The 15543-nt window shown below is 60.9% G+C and carries 12 protein-coding genes; 5 read left to right on the forward strand and 7 right to left on the reverse strand.

Annotation, left to right across the window (positions count from 1 at the left end):
- Window positions 1-4 precede the first annotated feature (4 nt).
- From J7382_RS14335 to J7382_RS14350, 4 genes are read right to left on the reverse strand one after another with little or no spacing between them, the layout of a single operon-like run.
- Window positions 5-2062, reverse strand: coding sequence for a hypothetical protein (locus J7382_RS14335; RefSeq protein ID WP_209069705.1), 2058 nt, complete (start codon window positions 2060-2062; stop codon window positions 5-7).
- Entirely contained in the window at window positions 2059-4875 is a 2817-nt protein-coding gene (locus tag J7382_RS14340) for a DUF4159 domain-containing protein (RefSeq protein WP_209069706.1), read from the reverse strand. Before J7382_RS14340 ends, J7382_RS14335 begins: the two co-directional genes overlap by 4 nt.
- The gene (locus J7382_RS14345; protein WP_209069707.1) at window positions 4872-5774 is read right to left on the reverse strand and encodes a DUF58 domain-containing protein; all 903 of its coding nucleotides are present in this window, start codon (window positions 5772-5774) and stop codon (window positions 4872-4874) included. Before J7382_RS14345 ends, J7382_RS14340 begins: the two co-directional genes overlap by 4 nt.
- A complete protein-coding gene (locus J7382_RS14350) occupies window positions 5771-6778 on the reverse strand; it encodes a MoxR family ATPase (protein WP_209069708.1) in 1008 nt (335 codons plus the stop codon). The genes J7382_RS14345 and J7382_RS14350 overlap by 4 nt, the downstream gene beginning before the upstream one ends.
- A gap of 67 nt (window positions 6779-6845) precedes the next feature.
- On the opposite strand from J7382_RS14350, the gene J7382_RS14355 reads away from it, so the two are divergent.
- Window positions 6846-7448 carry a DUF1285 domain-containing protein gene (locus J7382_RS14355; protein WP_209069709.1) on the forward strand — a complete coding sequence of 201 codons (603 nt, stop codon included), beginning with the start codon at window positions 6846-6848 and terminating at the stop codon, window positions 7446-7448.
- Between the two features lie 101 nt (window positions 7449-7549).
- Window positions 7550-8302 (forward strand): TIM barrel protein, encoded by a 753-nt coding sequence (locus J7382_RS14360; RefSeq protein WP_209069710.1) that lies wholly within the window; start codon window positions 7550-7552, stop codon window positions 8300-8302.
- Window positions 8303-8376: 74 nt separating this feature from the next.
- On the opposite strand, the gene polA is transcribed toward J7382_RS14360, so the two are convergent.
- Window positions 8377-11175 carry a DNA polymerase I gene (polA, locus tag J7382_RS14365; protein ID WP_209069711.1) on the reverse strand — a complete coding sequence of 933 codons (2799 nt, stop codon included), beginning with the start codon at window positions 11173-11175 and terminating at the stop codon, window positions 8377-8379.
- A 293-nt stretch (window positions 11176-11468) separates the two neighbouring features.
- Here polA and J7382_RS14370 point away from each other — a divergent pair, with 293 nt between their 5' ends.
- Window positions 11469-12524, forward strand: coding sequence for a saccharopine dehydrogenase (locus tag J7382_RS14370; RefSeq protein WP_209069712.1), 1056 nt, complete (start codon window positions 11469-11471; stop codon window positions 12522-12524).
- A 14-nt stretch (window positions 12525-12538) separates the two neighbouring features.
- Window positions 12539-13681 carry a saccharopine dehydrogenase C-terminal domain-containing protein gene (locus J7382_RS14375; RefSeq protein WP_209069713.1) on the forward strand — a complete coding sequence of 381 codons (1143 nt, stop codon included), beginning with the start codon at window positions 12539-12541 and terminating at the stop codon, window positions 13679-13681.
- A gap of 74 nt (window positions 13682-13755) precedes the next feature.
- Here J7382_RS14375 and J7382_RS14380 read toward each other — a convergent pair whose 3' ends face one another.
- Window positions 13756-14349, reverse strand: coding sequence for an NAD(P)H-dependent oxidoreductase (locus tag J7382_RS14380; RefSeq protein ID WP_209069714.1), 594 nt, complete (start codon window positions 14347-14349; stop codon window positions 13756-13758).
- Between the two features lie 104 nt (window positions 14350-14453).
- Here J7382_RS14380 and J7382_RS14385 point away from each other — a divergent pair, with 104 nt between their 5' ends.
- Window positions 14454-15032 carry a TetR/AcrR family transcriptional regulator gene (locus J7382_RS14385; protein WP_209069715.1) on the forward strand — a complete coding sequence of 193 codons (579 nt, stop codon included), beginning with the start codon at window positions 14454-14456 and terminating at the stop codon, window positions 15030-15032.
- 17 nt (window positions 15033-15049) lie between these two features.
- On the opposite strand, the gene J7382_RS14390 is transcribed toward J7382_RS14385, so the two are convergent.
- Window positions 15050-15376 (reverse strand): DUF3775 domain-containing protein, encoded by a 327-nt coding sequence (locus tag J7382_RS14390; RefSeq protein ID WP_058238971.1) that lies wholly within the window; start codon window positions 15374-15376, stop codon window positions 15050-15052.
- Window positions 15377-15543: the final 167 nt, after the last annotated feature.

Here is a 15543-nt window from a genome sequence, read left to right on the forward strand (position 1 = left end):
CAAATCAGCGCCGCCCTTCGCGCAGCCACCCCGTGAGCAGGAACCCGGTCGCCAGCAACAGAACCAGCCAGCCCGGCAGCAAGGGCATCCGTGCCACATCCAATGTTTCATAGGCCTCTCTGGGGGTCAGACCAATCCAGCTCCGCCCCGCCGCCGGGCGCCCGGCGCGCACGTTGCGCAGCCCCGGCACGCCCTCTTCGAGACGCAGCACCCCGCCGCGTGTGACTTCCTGCAATGGTGCAAGCGGCTCGGCACTGGCCACGGTCTGTTCAAATTCACGCGGCGCGGCGGGACCCAGCCCCACCACCGTTTCCTGATCCCCTTGACGCAAACGATAGAGACCGATCTCCGCACCGTCATAGACAGCCTCAAAATGTCCCGGATGCTGTTCCTGAAGGGGCACCTCCACCGTTTCGCCAGAGGGGGTGGTCACCGTCACCGCGCCGACCTCCGCCGCAAGGCTGCGCCGGATAATGCGCAGGCGCTGCCCCGTTGGCTCTGCCCAGAGCGCCTCTTCTTCCAGCTCAGGTTCTCCCATCATCCAATGGGCCAGCCGCCGCAGCAATTCCAACTGAGGGCCTCCGCCTTCAAAACCGCGCGCCCAGAGCCAAGCGTGATCAGAGGCCAGCAAAGCCACCCGGCCTTCCTCGACCCGGTTCAAAACCAGAAGTGGACGTCCCTCCGCCCCTGTCATCAGAACATCACCCGCATCCGGGGTCACTTCGATCTGGCGCAGCCAACGACCCCATGTGTCCTGTTGCGGCAACCCGGCAGTGACCGGGTGGCGTGCGCCAAGCGGGCTGACCTCCGGCACAAAAGCCTCATCCACCACCCGCGCGGTTGGACTGGCAGGAAGGACCTCGGCCAAGGGGCTGCGATAAATACTGTCGGCGCCGGCATAATCCGGCCCCGCCGCCACCAGCACAGCCCCGCCTTTACGCACATAATTTGCAACGTTTTCCAGATAGAGCGAGGGCAGAATGCCGCGCCGTTGGTAGCGATCAAAAATGATCAGATCAAAATCGTCGATCTTCTCCAGAAACAGCTCCCGGGTGGGGAAAGCGATCAGCGACAGCTCACTCACCGGCACGCCATCCTGTTTTTCTGGCGGGCGCAGGATGGTGAAATGCACCAGATCCACCGAGGCGTCAGATTTGAGCAGATTGCGCCATGTCCGCCCGCCCGGATGCGGCTCCCCAGAAACCAGAAGTACGCGCAGGCGATCGCGCACACCGTTGATCTGCACCAGCGCGGCGTTGTTGCGGTCGGTCAATTCTCCTTCGGCCTCTGGCACGGAAAACTGGATCACGTTGCGCCCGCCATGGGGCAGCGTCACCGGCAGCTCAATGTCACGCCCCACCGGCACGGCAAAGCGCTGTGGTTCCTGCCCGTCAATGGCAATATCCAGCGCCACACGATCCACATCCGCGGGGGCCGCGCCGCTGTCTTCAATGCGCAGGGTCAGGGTGACCGGCTCTCCGAGAATGGCAAAAGCGGGCGCATTGCGAATGGTGAGACGACGATCCCAATCTCCCTCGCGCCCGGTGAGCAACAGATGGAAGGGCGCAGGCAGATCCGGTACGCGTTCGGCATCATGCACCTGCCCGTCACTGAGCGCGACAATGCCCGCAATCCGGCCGCGTGGCTCCTGCGCCAAAGCCTCTGAAAGCGCGGCCATCATTTCTGTGCCACCATCATCGGCCACGCTGCCGCCGGTGCCGTCACGGACCACAATGCGGCGCAGTTCGGTATTGGGGCGCGCCGCCAGCCGCGCGGCCAGCGTCTCTGCCGCCACCGTGGTCTGTGCGCCACGATCAGAGAGCGACTGGCTGGCGGAGCGATCCTCCAGCATCAGCACAATGTCATTGAGGGCAGCGCGGTTTTCCGTCTGCCACACCGGCCCCGCCAACGCGACAAGCACCACACATGCGGCCAGCCCACGCCAGACCCAGCCGGTCAGCCCCCGCCAAAGCGCCACAGACATGGCCAACAGGGACAACGCCGCCAGCGCAATCAACAGCCAAAGCGGCACAATCGGATCAAACACCACAGATGCGATCATTGCCCCAACCGATCCAGCAAAGCAGGCACATGCACCTGATCGCTTTTGTAGTTTCCTGTCAGCACATGCATGATCAGATTCACCCCAAACCGGTAGGCCAGCTCTCTCTGTCGTTCTCCGGCACGGCCGCGCCCAACGGGAAACAGCGTATTGCCGCGACGATCCACCGCCCATGCTGCCGCCCAGTCATTGCCGCCGATCACCACCGGGGTGACCCCATCATTGAGATTGCGAAATGGCATGCCTTCGACCTGCTCCGCATCTGGCGGGGCCGCTTCAACCCAGACATCCCGGCTCATGTAGCGGCCCGGAAAATCCTGCAACAGGTAGAAGGTACGTGTCAGCACATGATCCTGCGGCAAGGGTTCCAGCGCCGGGATATCCAGCCCGGCCGCCAGCCGCTGCAATTTACGCCCAGTCGGACTCGAGGCACCAAAGCCCGCCACATCCGCATCTCTTGTGTCAAACAGGATCATGCCACCGGAGCGCAGATAGGCGTTGAGCTTCGCATAGGCCTCGCGCGACGGGCTTGGCTGATCTGGCGTGATCGGCCAGTAGAGCAACGGATAAAAGGCCAACTCATCAGTTTCAAGATCCACGGACTCCGGCGCGGCGGGCTCAATGGAGGTGCGAAAATAGAGCACATTGCTAAGTCCGCGCAGGCCCGCTTGAGCAATGTCATCTACCGCTGAATTGCCGGTGCGTATATGCCCCAAGACCACCTCGCGGCTGTTGCCCGCCTTCGCTGGGGCCTGTTGTGGCGCGCGCGCCTCTGGCGTTGGCAGACTGCTCTGTGCCTGTAGCTCAGGCGACATCAGCATCATGGAGAGCACCGCTGCCCCCGCCAGCGCCACCACGCGTGTCGACCACAGGCGGCCAGACACCCAGAGAGAGGCCAGCACATCCAAAGCCAAAAGGCAGAGCGCGCCGGCCAGAAAATATCCCGAAAGATCGGTGGTCACCGCCCCGCGCAGCCCTTCTACCGGAACCGAAGCGGGCCAGCGGGCGGGCGTAAGCGCGGTGTCTTCGTCCACCACCGGCAGCGCCAGCGCCTTATCTGCGGTCTGATAAAGCCCCGGTGGCATTTGCGGCCCCACATTCCCTGTTGCCAGACGCTCTCCGGCAACGCCCGGCAATGTCTGTGCATCCTGCAAGCGCCCAAACCCATCAAGCACCTTTACTGGTTGCCAAGTGGTGCCCGCCAGCTGTGCGGCCGCTTCCGGCCCGCTGCCCTGCCCGGCCGCACTCAGCACAGCCAGCCGGTCCAGCATCTGAACAAACAGCCCTGACAGCGGCAGGCCAGACCATTGCGCATTGGCGGTGACATGCATCAAGACCACCTGCCCGTCTCCGACCGCTTTGCGTGTCACCAGAGGCGTACCATCGCTCAGGCTGGCGATCACCCGATCCGCCAGGGTGGGATCCGGCTGGGCCATCACCTGTGCGGTAACGGTCACATCTTCGGGCACTGTGAGGCCAAAGAATGGGCTGTCCTGTGGGAAGGGCGCAAGTGCTTTGGGCTCCCCCCAGCTCATCGCGCCGCCCACGCTGCGCCCACCGGCACGCAGTCGCACCGGCAAGAGCGGGTCTTCGGTGGTGCGGCTCACCTCACTGGCGGCAAGTGCGGGCCCGGCAAAGCGCAACAGCACGCCGCCCCCTTCAAGCCACGCCAGAACCGCAGCGCTCTCACCCTCTGAAAGCACCGCCACATCAGCAAGCACAATCACATCCGGATTGGCGGGAAGAATGTCCATCAACGCGCCTTCAATCACATCCGCCGTCGGTACAAGCGCCTGACGCAGGTAGTGCAGCGGGGACAATAATTGCAGACCTTCACGGTCCTCGCGCCCCGCAATCAGCGCCACTTCCCGCCGCCGCAGCCGATCATCGCTCAGCGCCACCGCACCCGCCGATCGCAGGCCCGCAACCTCGAACCGCGTCAGCCGCGCGCGCAGCTCGCTAGGCAAGACAAGGGCATTTTCGGCTGACTGCGCGCCTTGCTCAAAGCGCAGCGGCACCGTGGCCAGCACCCGCTCGGCACCGCCCGGATCGCTGCCAATCGCTTGCACGGTGACCTCCTGATCAATGCCCGCAACGCTACGCCGTGCGCGCAAGGTCAAACGCCCCTCCGCATAGCTTGGCGGCATCAAAGCCACAGTGCCAAGACCGGTTTCCACCACCCGCACAGAACCACGTGCCTGCAAGGCCTCCAGAAGCGCCGCGCGCCCGTCGCTGGCCAGCCCATCGGAGAGCCAGACCGTGTCAAACATCTCCTCTCCAAGCGCTTGTGCGAAGGCCGCTGTCATCTCTGTATCGGCGCGCCATGCCATGGGCAGCACACCTGCAAGCCGGGACTGCACCGCATCCGCCGGCGCGAACTGCAAAGGCCGCAAAGGATCAGGCGCGCTCAAACGCTGCACCGCAGCCAAACGCCCCTCTCGTGCGGCTTCCTCAAGCAGGGCTGTCACCATCTCCTGACGGGCGCGCCAGTCCGGCGCTGAGGCCCAGCCCGCATCCAGCACAATCAACAAGGGGGCATCGCTTGCCGTGCGCGTCTGAGGATTGAGCAGAGGCCCCGCCAGCCCTACGATCACCGCGGCCAGAGCAAGGCTGCGCAGCAGCAGCAACCACCAGGGGGTGCGATCTGTCACCGTGTCTTCGTCAGACAGCCCCAAAAGCAAAACCACGCCGGGAAACCGGCGCCGGATGGGCGCAGGGGGGATTGCGCGCAAGATCAGCCACAGCAGCGGCAGGCCCACCAGCGCGGCCAACACCCAAGGCGCGGCAAACCCTATGGGAATCCCCGCAATCATGCGCTCTGGCCCAGCGCGCGATGCGCCCAAAGCAGCGCGGATTGGGCGGATTGCGATGTGCTATGGTGCCCAAACAGCCAGCCCGTTGCACGGCAGAGATCTTTGAGCTGCGCCCGGCGCTCCGCCAACCGCTCCAGATAGCGGGTTTTCAGATCGTCTGCCTTTTTGGTGTCATGGCGCAGCGTGCCCCCCATGCTTTCAAAAATGGCCCGTCCCTTGAACGGGAAAGCTTCCTCTACAGGGTCCAACACCTGAAGGCACAGCCCGCGCACACCGCGATCCGCCGCTTTGGTCAAGGCGGCGGTCACCGCCTCAAAATCCCCCATGAAGTCAGACAGGAACACCGCCCGCGCATGAGGCAACATGGCCCGCGCCTCTGGCACGCCATAGTCCGGAGTGCCATCATCCAGCGCCGCACCTGCAGGATCATCGCGCAGAAACATTTCCGCAAGACGCAGGATCTGCGCCTCGCCGCGGCGCGGGGGCAAATCCGTGCCGGTCAGACCAACACGTTCACCGCTGCGGATCAGCAGAATGGCCAGCGCCATGGCCAGCACCCGGGCGCGATCCGCCTTGCTGGGCAAGGCAGCGTCTCCGGAGAAATGCATCGACGAGGCCGTGTCTACCCACATCATGACCGACTGGGCGACCTGCCATTCCCGCTGACGCACAAATTGCGCATCCGATTTGGCCGAACGCCGCCAGTCAATCATGCGCAGGCTGTCCCCGGGCATCACCGGGCGGTATTGCCAGAAATCATCGCCCATGCCCGCGCGTCTGCGGCCATGTTCGCCCAAAAGGACCGTACCCGCCAGATGCTCTGCCTGTGCCAGCAGGGGCGGCAGGCGCGCCGCTTCCGCCTCCGCACGGCTGCGCAGATGCAGCGCAGCGCTGCTCACGCGGCGGCCCCCATGGGATCAAACCGCGCCACCGTCTGTGCAATCAGCGCGGCCAGAGATTCGCCACGCGCCCGCGCCGCGAAGGTCAAAGCCATGCGGTGGCTCAACACAGGCCCGGCCATGTCGATCACATCCTGTGCGTTCGGGGCAAGGCGCCCCTGCAGCAGCGCTTGCGCGCGCACGGTCATCATGAGCGCCTGCGCCGCACGCGGCCCCGGCCCCCAAGCGATGTTTTCGCGCACCGCCTCGCTGGCGCTTTCATCATCCGGGCGACAGGCCCGCACGAGATCCAGTATCAGCTCCATCACGCTTTCCCCAACCGGCATACGCCGCAACAGGGTCTGCGCCGCAATCAGCGCCTCGGCATCAAACACTTCATGGGCCTCTTCTTCGGCAACGCCGGTGGTGGCCAGAAGAATATCCCGTTCGGTGTCACGATCCGGGTAGGGCACATCAATCTGCACCAGAAACCGGTCCAACTGCGCCTCTGGCAACGGGTAGGTGCCCTCTTGTTCAATCGGGTTCTGCGTGGCCAACACATGAAAGGGCGCATCCAGCGGGCGGTCAGCGCCGGCCACAGTCACCTGTTTTTCCTGCATCGCCTGCAAAAGCGCCGATTGGGTCCGCGGGCTGGCACGGTTGATCTCATCCGCCATCAGCAACTGACAAAAAATCGGACCGGGCACGAATCGAAATTCCCGCGTGCCGCCTTTGCCTTTCTCCAACACTTCGGAGCCCAGAATATCAGCAGGCATCAGATCCGGGGTGAACTGCACGCGGTTACCATTGAGCCCCATCACGGTGGACAGCGTGTCCACCAGCCGCGTTTTGCCCAGCCCCGGCAGGCCAATCAAAAGCGCGTGCCCCCCGCAGAGCAAGGCCGAAAGCGTCAGCTCCACCACACGTTCCTGCCCTATGAACCGGCGCGTGATGGCGGATTTGGCCTCGGCCAGCTTCTGGCCCAGCGCTTCCACTTCTGCGACAAGATTGGCCTCATCTGACATCGGTTCACTCCCGTACCTCTTTATGCTTACTTTGACAGTAACGCGCTCAGAGAAAATGGCAAAAGCAATGAGGGAACAATTTCCTGTGAAAGTTGATGCAGACAATATCGCCGCCTCCGCTAAGGCCGCCACCAAAGGCCAAGGCCCGGCGCCTGTGCATCTATGGAACCCGCCCCATTGCGGGGATCTGGACATGCGCATCGCGCGCGATGGCACATGGTTTTATCAGGGTAGTCCAATCAATCGCCCCGCATTGGTGCGCCTGTTTTCCAACATCCTGCGCAAGGACGGGGACAGCTATGTGCTTGTCACCCCTGTGGAAAAAGTGGGCATCACTGTGGAAGATGCGCCTTTTGTGGCCGAAGATTTTGACGTTACAACCGCAGAGCCCGCCAGTGGCAAAAATCAGATGATCAGCTTTGTCACCCATGTGGGCGACCGCGTCACCGCTGGGGCCGACACGCCCATCCGCGTAGAGTTCGACCCGACCACCCAAGAGCCAGCGCCCTATGTGACCGTGCGTGCCAATCTTGAAGCCCGCATCAGCCGCAAGGCCTTTTACCGACTTGTGGATCTGGGCACGCATCAGGATGTGGCGGGCACCAGCATGTTTGGCGTCACCTCAGCCGGCACTTTCTTTCCGTTTTTGCCCTCTGAGGCTCTCGACTGAAAACGAGGGAGCGGCGGAGCCATGCCGATCTGTCAAAATGGTGTGATTCCAGCCTGTTCGCAGGGCGTGAAAGCTGGGATACCTGTGTCGAGGAGAGCCATATGCCACGATTTGCCGCCAATCTGACACTGTTGTTTGCCGAATTCCCGGAACTGGACCGCTATGATGCGGCTGCCGAAGCCGGATTTGAAGCGGTGGAAGTGCTCTTCCCCTATGATACGCCGGGGCCGGAAACCCAGCGCGCTCTGCTGCGCAACGGGCTGTCGCTGGAGCTGATCAACTGCCCGCCCCCCAATTACACCGGGGGGGAAAGGGGCTTTGCCGCAGTGCCGGGGCTCTCAGAGCGGTTTCAACGCGATTTTCGCCGCACGTTGCGCTATGCGCAAATGCTACGCGCGCGTCTTGTGCACATCATGGCTGGGGCGGCGAGTGGGGCGGAGGCCCGGCAGACCTTCGTGGAGAATTTGAAATGGGCCTGTGACTTTGCCCCCAAACAGCAGCTCACGATTGAGCCCATCAATGATGTGGATATGCCCGGCTATTTCCTCAATGATTTTGATCTGGCCGCCGAGATATTGGATGAGGTCAACGCACCCAATCTTGCCCTGCAATTTGACACCTATCATGCCTTTCGCATCCATGGCGATGTGATCGCCTGCTGGGAAAGGCACAAATCCCGTGTGCGCCATGTGCAGATCGGCGGGCTGCCGGACCGTCATGAACCCGTTGCCAGCAAGCACCTCGACTACCCGGCATTTTTCAAAATGCTCGATGAAAGCGGCTACAGTGGCGTGGTGAGCGCCGAATACACACCCAAGAAACGCACCGAACAGGGGTTGGGCTGGCTCAAGTGATATGTGCCTGAACCTGCGCTACGCCCGACATGTGCAGCGCAGTGAATATTCAAGGCCAAATGACGCCGGTAGGTTTAATGCGCCTCCGCCCAATTGGCACCGCGCCCCGCATCCACAATCAGTGGCACGTCAAGCTTGATCGCCGGTTCCGTGGCCCCTTGCATCACCTCCCGCGCGGCGGCGATTGTGGCATCGACGGCGCTGTCTTCCACCTCAAAGATCAATTCGTCGTGTACCTGCAACAGCATTTTGGCCGGCAGATCCTTGATCGCCTCAGGCATACGGATCATGGCGCGACGGATGATATCGGCCGCAGTGCCCTGAATCGGCGCATTGATGGCCGCACGATAGGCAAAGCTCGCGCGCGGGCCTTTGGCGTTGATTTCAGGCGTGTGGATTTTACGGCCAAAGAGTGTCTGCACGTAACCATGAGTTTTGGCGAATTCCTTGGTGTCATCCATATAGGTCCGGATGCCGGGGAAACGCTCAAAATAGCGGTTGATGAAATCCTGCGCTTCTCCGCGAGGAATACGCAGATTGCGCGCCAGTCCAAAGCCTGAGACACCGTAGATCACCCCAAAGTTGATGGCCTTTGCGCGACGGCGGATTTCGCTTGTCATCTCGTCCAGCGGCACCCCAAAAACCTCAGAGGCGGTCATGGCGTGAATGTCGCGGCCATCGCGGAAGGCTTCCTTGAGGGCATCAATATCCGCAATATGGGCCAGAATGCGCAGTTCCACCTGAGAGTAGTCAAGGCTGATCAGGGTTTTGCCTTCTTCGGCCACAAAGGCTTCGCGGATGCGCCGCCCCTCTTCAGAGCGCACGGGAATATTCTGCAGGTTGGGATCAGTGGAGGACAATCGCCCGGTGTTGGCCCCGGTCTGCACATAAGAGGTGTGCACACGCCCTGTCTCGGCATTGATATGGGTCTGCAGCGCATCGGTGTAGGTGGACTTCAGCTTGCTGAGCTGACGCCAATCCAGCACAAGACCAGGCAGCGCATGTTCGGTGGCCAGATCTTCGAGAATATCCACACCGGTGGCATAGGCGCCGGTTTTACCTTTCTTGCCGCCGGGCAGTTCCAGCTTGTCAAACAGGATCTCTCCCAGCTGTTTGGGAGACCCGACGTTGAACTCCTGACCGGCGAGTTCATGGATTTCTGCCTCAAGCCCAGCCATTTTCTGGGCAAAGGCGTTGGACATGCGGCTCAATGTGTCACGATCTACCTTGATACCGTGGCGCTCCATCTGAGCCAGCACAGGCACCAGCGGCCGTTCGAGGGTTTCATAAACCGTGCTGACCTGACGGCGGTGCAGCTTAGGTTTGAAGAGTTGCCAGAGGCGCAGCGTGATATCCGCATCCTCCGCCGCATAGGGCAGCGCATCGGCGATGGCGACCTTGTCAAAGGTGATCATGCTCTTGCCACTGCCAATCAGGGTTTTGATCGGGATCGGCTGGTGGTTGAGATACCGCTCACTGAGAGCATCCATGCCATGATTGTGCTCTCCCGCGTGCAGCGCATACGACAACAGCATGGTGTCATCCACCGGGGTGACGGCGATTTTGTAATTGGCAAAGACCTTGCAGTCATATTTTGCATTCTGGAAGATTTTCAGGATTGCCGGATCTTCCAGCATCGGCTGCAACGCATCCAGCACCTCCGTCAGGGGCAACTGATCCTCTTGCAGTTCTTCGCCGCCAAACAGATCGTCGCTTGCGCCCTTTTTGTGGCCAACCGGGATATAGCAGGCTTCCCCTGGCTCCACACTCAGGCAGATGCCGGCAAGTTCGGCGACCATCTCATCCAATGAGTTGGTTTCCGTGTCCACCGCCACATAGCCGCGCTTGTAGATGGCAGCAATCCAGCGATCCAGCGCGGCGCGGTCTTTGACCCATTCGTATTTAGCCGCATCAAAGGGGATGTCTTCTGCCGCAGGGCTGTCTTCCGTTGCCGCCATAGTGGGCTCGGGCACAGAGGGGGCCTCTACGCCCAGCTTGTCCGCGGCGCGTTTGGTCAGGGTGCGCAATTCCATCTCTGCCAGAAAGCCCAGAAGCGTTTCCGGATCCGCATCCTGCACTTCTAGATCATCCAGCGTAAAGTCCAGCGCCATGTCGCAATCCAGCTGCACAAGCTGCTTGGACAGCTCAATCTGATCCCGTTTTTCGATCAGGGTCTGGCGCCGCTTGGGCTGTTTGATTTCTTCGGCCCGATCCAGAAGATCTTCAAGGGAGCCATATTCATTGATCAGCAAGGCCGCGGTCTTAATGCCGATCCCCGGCGCACCGGGAACGTTGTCCACGCTATCGCCCGCCAGCGCCTGAACATCCACCACACGTTCCGGCACGACGCCGAATTTCTCCAACACCCCATCGCGATCGATACGCTTGTTTTTCATGGCATCGAGCATTTCCACCCCATCGCCCACCAACTGCATCAGATCTTTGTCTGAACTGATGATGGTGCAACGCCCACCTGCGGCGCGCGCCTGACAGGCCAGTGTGGCGATGATGTCATCGGCTTCAAAGCCTTCGATTTCCTTGCAGGCGATGTTGAAAGCACGGGTGGCGTCGCGCGTCAGCGGGAACTGCGGCTTGAGATCTTCGGGCGCAGGCGGGCGATTGGCCTTATATTGATCATACAGGTCATTGCGGAAGCTTTTGCCGGAATGGTCAAAGATCACCGCGACATGGGTGGGGGCATCCGGGCCAGCGTTGTCCTCGATATAGCGCTGCAACATGTTGCAAAAGCCAGACACCGCGCCGATGGGCAGCCCGTCAGATTTGCGCGTCAGCGGGGGCAATGCGTGATAGGCCCGAAAAATGAAGGCCGATCCGTCGATCAGATGCAGGTGACATCCTTTGCCAAAACCCATGGTGCGCTCCTGTTGTGCTTGCGTGGCTCCGTTGTGCCATGCCCCCCGCTTTGGCACCAGTCGAAAACCTGTCAGAAAATCGTGTTCGGGGGCGATGCCACCGTCATCACGGGCGCTGGCTCCCCCGAGATATATTTCTCAAGAGGAAGCCTGCGGGCGCGACAGGCTCAGCGAAAGCTGAGCCGGGCCCAACGGGAGGAAGCTTGGCTGTGCCAAGCAGACGACGGGCGGGAGCCTCTTGCTTTCGGCGCAGTGGGCTGGTCTATGGAGCCGCAACTATGAGGGGAGCCGAGATGACTCATCTGTGGGTACGGGCCGAACAGCGGCCAAATGAAGAGCGGGTGGGGCTGACACCCGAAGGCGCAAAGGCGCTGATGGACAAAGGCATCCGGGTGACCGTTGAGGAAAGCTCCGTGCGCGCGATCCCAATCGCAGGCTACAAAGCCGTGGGCTGTGACATTGCTGCAGAGAACAGCTGGCCCGACGCGCCCAAGGATGCGATCATCTTTGGCCTGAAGGAATTGCCGGAAGATGGCACACCGCTGCCGCATCGCCACATCATGTTTGGCCATGCCTTCAAAGGGCAGCATTCCGGCGTGGCCTTGCTCAAGCGCTTCAAGGCAGGCGGCGGCACATTGTATGACCTGGAATATCTGGTGGATGACAGCGGTCGCCGTGTGGCCGCCTTTGGCTATTGGGCGGGCTATGCCGGGGCGGCTGTGACCCTGAAATCCTGGGCCGCACAACACCGCGGCGCCATTTGTGCGCCGGTGGGAGTCTATAAAGGGAAAGATGCGCTTTTGGCGGATCTTAGCGCAGAGTTGGACGCGCTGGCCACAGACCGGCCTTCTGCCATTGTGATCGGTGCGCTGGGGCGCGTGGGCACTGGTGCGGCGGATCTTTTGGAAGCGATGGGCTGTTCCGTCACAAAGTGGGACATGGCAGAAACCGCCTCCGGCGGGCCGTTTCCAGAAATTCTGGCGCATGATCTGTTCCTGAACTGTATCTTTGCGCGCCCCGGCACGCCGGTTTTTGTGCCCCAAGAGGCTTTGACCACAGAGCGTCAGCTCACCGCCATTGGCGATGTGGCCTGTGATCCGGACAGCGATTACAATCCCGTGCCGGTCTATAATCGCGCCACCACATGGGACGCACCAGCGTTGCGCGTGGCCGATGCGCCAGTGCTGGACGTGATGGCGATTGACAACCTGCCCTCCATGCTGCCCGTCGAAAGCTCTGAGGATTACGCCGCGCAATTGCTGGACACGCTGCTGACACTTGATGACCTCAGCGGCGGTGTCTGGACCCGCGCTGAGGCCGATTTCAAAACCCATTCCAAAGATCTCTGAGGGGAGTTAGAGACATGACAATTCACTGGTGTGGCACTGGCCTCTCGGCCATTCCCGGCCTGCGCCGCCTGCTTGAAGCAGGCCGCGAGGTCACTGTCTGGAACCGCACAATTGCCAAAGCCGAAGAGGCCGTGGGCGACCTGACCAAAGACATCCGCGTCTTTGACATCGACGCCCTCGGCGCAGTGCTGGTGTCTGGCGACGTTGTGGTCTCCATGTTGCCGGGTGACTGGCATGTGCCGCTTGCCGAACTGTGCATCGCAAAGGGCGCGCATTTCGTCAGCTCTTCCTACATTGCGCCCGAAATGAAAGCGCTGGATGCCAAAGCCAAAGCCGCTGGCGTGGCCTGCGTGAACGAGGTGGGGCTGGATCCGGGGATTGACCACCTGATGGCGCATGCTTTGGTGGCCGACTACCGCGCCTCTGACGCCTATGACACCGACAACACCCTCAGCTTCATCAGTTATTGCGGTGGCGTGCCAAAGGTGGCCAACCCGTTCCGCTACAAATTCAGTTGGTCGCCACTGGGCGTGTTGAAAGCCCTGCGCTCCCCATCTCGCTCCATCCGCGACGGCGCCCCCTTGGATGTAAACCGTCCCTGGGACGCGATCAGCAGTTATGAGGCCCCTCTGGCGGAGGCGGAAACCTTTGAGGTTTATCCAAACCGCGACAGCATTCCTTTCATGGCGGACTACAAATTTGACCCCAACTGGAAGGTCGATACCTTTGTGCGCGGCACGCTGCGTCTCAATGGCTGGGCCGAAGCCTGGGGCGATGTGTTTACCGAGATCGAAACCCTTTCAGGGCCTGAAGGCGATGCCCGCCTCAAAGAAATGTCCGATCAGTTCTGGGAGGAAAACTCCTATGACGAAGGTGAGCCGGACCGCGTTATTCTCTGTGTTGCGCTGAAGGCGGAGAAAGACGGTACAGAGGTGTATCACAAGACCTATGCGATGGACGCCTGGGGGGATGCGCGCGGCACCGCCATGGCGCGGCTTGTCTCTATACCAGTGTCGCTGGCCATTGAAGCGGTGATTGATGGTAAAATTGCCGCCGGTGTGCATGCTGCGCCCTCTGAGGAAGCGCTGGTCTCTGAGTGGCTCTCCCATATTGGCACATTGGCACAGCACATGCAGATCGTGGATCACACCGCCTGATCCCAATTGGCCGCAAAAAGTTGAATATACGGGCCTGAAGGGGAGACTTTCAGGCCCGTTTTCGTTGGGTGTCCTCACAGGCCCAAGGCACCCATTTTGGCAACACGGCTTTGCCACCGCGCCACAAGGCCGTCTTTGGGATGGCTCGTGCCGGAAAACGTGCTGACCTTGGCGGGTTTGATCCCCACAAACTCCAAGATCTGGCGACGCAGCTGCACAGCCAGGGCATCGCGATAGAACAGACGAAACACCCAGCCCGGCGTGTCTGACAACAGCAGAATGCGCCCGGTTTTTCCGATCAACAGGGGTGCGGGCAATCCAAGCAAGGTGGTGTTGCGCGTGTCAAAGGTCCGCCCTGGCAGCAGCGCGCGGTCAAACAGACCTTTCAGCTTGGCAGGCAGCCCGCCCCACCACATTGGCGTCGCCACCACAACATGCTCCGCCCATTCCAGATCCGTGAGAAACTGTTCCAATTCGGGCTCAAGTGGTTTTTGGCGCTCATAGCCGCCAAAACCATAATCCATGTCAAACTGCAGATCATGCAATTGGGTCAGGCGCACCTGATGCCCAGCCTTGCGTGCCGCATTGGCATAACTCTCCGCCAAGCTGCCGGTCAGCGACTGCGCCGCCGGGTGCCCGTTGAGGACAAAAATACGTTTCGATGACATCGTGATTCTCCAAGATAATGACCATGGTCAATTTTAATCCATCAAAAAATGACCTCGGTCAATTATAAATTTGACCACGGTCAAAAATCATATAGAAAGGCGATATGGCCAAAGCAGTTCAACAACGCACCTTAAAAACCCGCGCCAAGCTTTTGGACGCGGCCACCGCTGTCATCGCAGAAGGCGGATATGAAACACTCAGGGTAGAGGATGTGGTAAAACGTGCAGGCGTCGCTAAAGGCACGTTTTTTGCGCATTTCAAAGACAAAGACGCCTTGATGGACCACCTAATCGGCAAAGAGATCGACCGCCATCTGGATCAGATCGCAGCCCTGCCTGCGCCCCGCACAATTGCCGAGATGACCGATGCCCTGATGCCGCTCGCGGTTTTTATGAGCTGCGAGCGCTATGTGTTTGATGTGATTTTGCGCCATTCAGGGGCCGCCGCCCAGCAAGAGATAGGGCCGATCGCCATGACCTTTGGCCGCCATGAGCAGGTGGTGACAGACTGGCTGGCGCAGCGGCCTTTCCGCACTGATATTTCAGCGAAACTGCAGGCAGAGGGTGTGCAGGCCTTTGCCATACAGGCAATTTCTCTGATGTTTTGCAGCCTGCACAACAGCCTCTCGATCAGAGAGCGCCTGCAGGTCTATCTGGCGGCGTGGCTGACGCCCCAAAGCTGATCGGAGCGCACGCTCATTTAGCCGCCCCGCACCAAATCGTCTTCTTCATCTGAAAGCGACAGGCCCAGCGCCTCCATACCGTTCTCCAGATGGTCGGACAGATGCGGCGAGCCGAGCAGGTAATCAGCGGTGGGGACAGTGTTTTCGGTCTTTGCCGTCATCAGAGCTTCACCGATGTCATCCACCGTGAAACTGTCGCGACCGATCCACATCACCGCCACAAGGCTGGCCTGCTCGTCTTCGTTCAAACGGTCAATAAAGGCCCGCAACTCGCCTTCGGCTCGGTCGAGTTCACGCGCCATCAGCACAACCTGTGCCACTTTCCATGCAGAAATCTCAAGCATTTCGCGTCTCCCTTTGTCTGCACCACTGTCCCAAGCAGAGGGCACCGAGTCTTTGACATGGCGCAAACTGTTTTCAAGCAAGACGGACAGGCGCCCGCGGTATGGGATGCACAGCAAGCTGTGCTCCCATCCCTTGGGCACGGCTCAAGGCTCTGCCTTGAGCCTGC

It is taken from the genome of Shimia sp. R11_0 (assembly GCF_017744035.1).
Classification (GTDB): Bacteria; Pseudomonadota; Alphaproteobacteria; order Rhodobacterales; family Rhodobacteraceae; genus Shimia; species Shimia marina.

Coding starts and splice junctions, on each gene's coding strand:
- J7382_RS14335 (WP_209069705.1), bottom strand. CDS start 2,062: ATGATCGCATCTGTGGTGTTTGATCCGATTGTGCCGCTTTGGCTGTTG.
- J7382_RS14340 (WP_209069706.1), bottom strand. CDS start 4,875: ATGATTGCGGGGATTCCCATAGGGTTTGCCGCGCCTTGGGTGTTGGCC.
- J7382_RS14350 (WP_209069708.1), bottom strand. CDS start 6,778: ATGTCAGATGAGGCCAATCTTGTCGCAGAAGTGGAAGCGCTGGGCCAG.
- J7382_RS14355 (WP_209069709.1), top strand. CDS start 6,846: ATGAGGGAACAATTTCCTGTGAAAGTTGATGCAGACAATATCGCCGCC.
- J7382_RS14360 (WP_209069710.1), top strand. CDS start 7,550: ATGCCACGATTTGCCGCCAATCTGACACTGTTGTTTGCCGAATTCCCG.
- polA (WP_209069711.1), bottom strand. CDS start 11,175: ATGGGTTTTGGCAAAGGATGTCACCTGCATCTGATCGACGGATCGGCC.
- J7382_RS14370 (WP_209069712.1), top strand. CDS start 11,469: ATGACTCATCTGTGGGTACGGGCCGAACAGCGGCCAAATGAAGAGCGG.
- J7382_RS14375 (WP_209069713.1), top strand. CDS start 12,539: ATGACAATTCACTGGTGTGGCACTGGCCTCTCGGCCATTCCCGGCCTG.
- J7382_RS14380 (WP_209069714.1), bottom strand. CDS start 14,349: ATGTCATCGAAACGTATTTTTGTCCTCAACGGGCACCCGGCGGCGCAG.
- J7382_RS14385 (WP_209069715.1), top strand. CDS start 14,454: ATGGCCAAAGCAGTTCAACAACGCACCTTAAAAACCCGCGCCAAGCTT.
- J7382_RS14390 (WP_058238971.1), bottom strand. CDS start 15,376: ATGCTTGAGATTTCTGCATGGAAAGTGGCACAGGTTGTGCTGATGGCG.